The organism is Halovibrio sp. HP20-59 (genome assembly GCF_033052795.2).
GTDB lineage: Bacteria > Pseudomonadota > Gammaproteobacteria > Pseudomonadales > Halomonadaceae > Vreelandella.
In genome coordinates this window covers 1-1580 of sequence record NZ_JAWJUW020000043.1, presented here as the reverse complement: position 1 = coordinate 1580, position 1580 = coordinate 1, and the positions used below count along the sequence as shown (strand labels likewise).

Below are 1580 nucleotides of genomic sequence, written 5' to 3'. Positions count from 1 at the left end.
GCTCTTTAACAATGTATATCATGCTGACAAGAACACTTCGTAAGAAGTGGTCTTAAATTGTGATACGTCGCAAGACGTATCCGGCAAATGAAACGTGATCATTGCGAGTCCAGACTCCTTCGGGTTATAGGGTCAAGCAATGAAGCGCACACGGTGGATGCCTAGGCAGCCAGAGGCGATGAAAGACGTGGTAGCCTGCGATAAGGCTCGGCGAGGTGGCAACAACCTGTGACCCGGGCATTTCTGAATGGGGAAACCCACCGATCATAAGATCGGTATCCTGCACTGAATACATAGGTGTAGGAGGCGAACCAGGGGAACTGAAACATCTAAGTACCCTGAGGAAAAGAAATCAACCGAGATTCCCCTAGTAGCGGCGAGCGAACGGGGACCAGCCCTTAAGCGTATGACTGATTAGGCGAACACGTTGGGAAGCGTGGCCGTAGCGGGTGATAGCCCCGTAGTCGAAAGTCTGAATACGTGAAATCGAGTAGGTCGGGGCACGAGAAACCTTGACTGAAGACGGGGGGACCATCCTCCAAGGCTAAATACTCCTGGCTGACCGATAGTGAACCAGTACCGTGAGGGAAAGGCGAAAAGAACCCCGGAGAGGGGAGTGAAATAGATCCTGAAACCGTGTGCGTACAAGCAGTAGGAGCAGACTTGTTCTGTGACTGCGTACCTTTTGTATAATGGGTCAGCGACTTATATTCAGTGGCGAGGTTAACCGTATAGGGGAGCCGTAGGGAAACCGAGTCTTAACTGGGCGACACAGTCGCTGGATATAGACCCGAAACCGAGCGATCTATCCATGAGCAGGGTGAAGATTGAGTAACATCAATTGGAGGCCCGAACCAGGATCTGTTGAAAAAGATTTGGATGACTTGTGGATCGGAGTGAAAGGCTAATCAAGCTCGGAGATAGCTGGTTCTCCTCGAAAGCTATTTAGGTAGCGCCTCACGTATTACCGCCGGGGGTAGAGCACTGTTTCGGCTAGGGGGTCATCCCGACTTACCAACCCGAGGCAAACTCCGAATACCGGTGAGTAGAGCGTGGGAGACACACGGCGGGTGCTAACGTCCGTCGTGAAAAGGGAAACAACCCAGACCGTCAGCTAAGGTCCCGAAATCCTGGTTAAGTGGGAAACGATGTGGGAAGGCTCAGACAGCTAGGAGGTTGGCTTAGAAGCAGCCATCCTTTAAAGAAAGCGTAATAGCTCACTAGTCGAGTCGGCCTGCGCGGAAGATGTAACGGGGCTAAACCAGGTACCGAAGCTACGGGTGAGTTTCTATTTCGATAGGGATTCGCGGTAGAGGAGCGTCGTGTACGCCAATGAAGGTGGATTGAGAAGTCTGCTGGAGGTATCACGAGTGCGAATGCTGACATGAGTAACGATAAAGGGAGTGAAAAACTCCCTCGCCGGAAGACCAAGGGTTTCTGTTCGACGCTAATCGGAGCAGAGTGAGTCGGCCCCTAAGGCGAGGCCGAAAGGCGTAGTCGATGGGAAACGGGTCAATATTCCCGTACCGGACATGGTTGCGATGGGGGGACGAAGAAGGCTAGGTGAGCCAGGCGTTGGT

1 rRNA gene is annotated in these 1580 nt (G+C 52.5%); it reads left to right on the top strand.

Going from position 1 to position 1580, the window contains the following annotated elements:
* Nucleotides 1-130 precede the first annotated feature (130 nt).
* A 23S ribosomal RNA gene (locus tag RZA33_RS19250) occupies nt 131-1580 on the top strand; the annotation flags it as partial.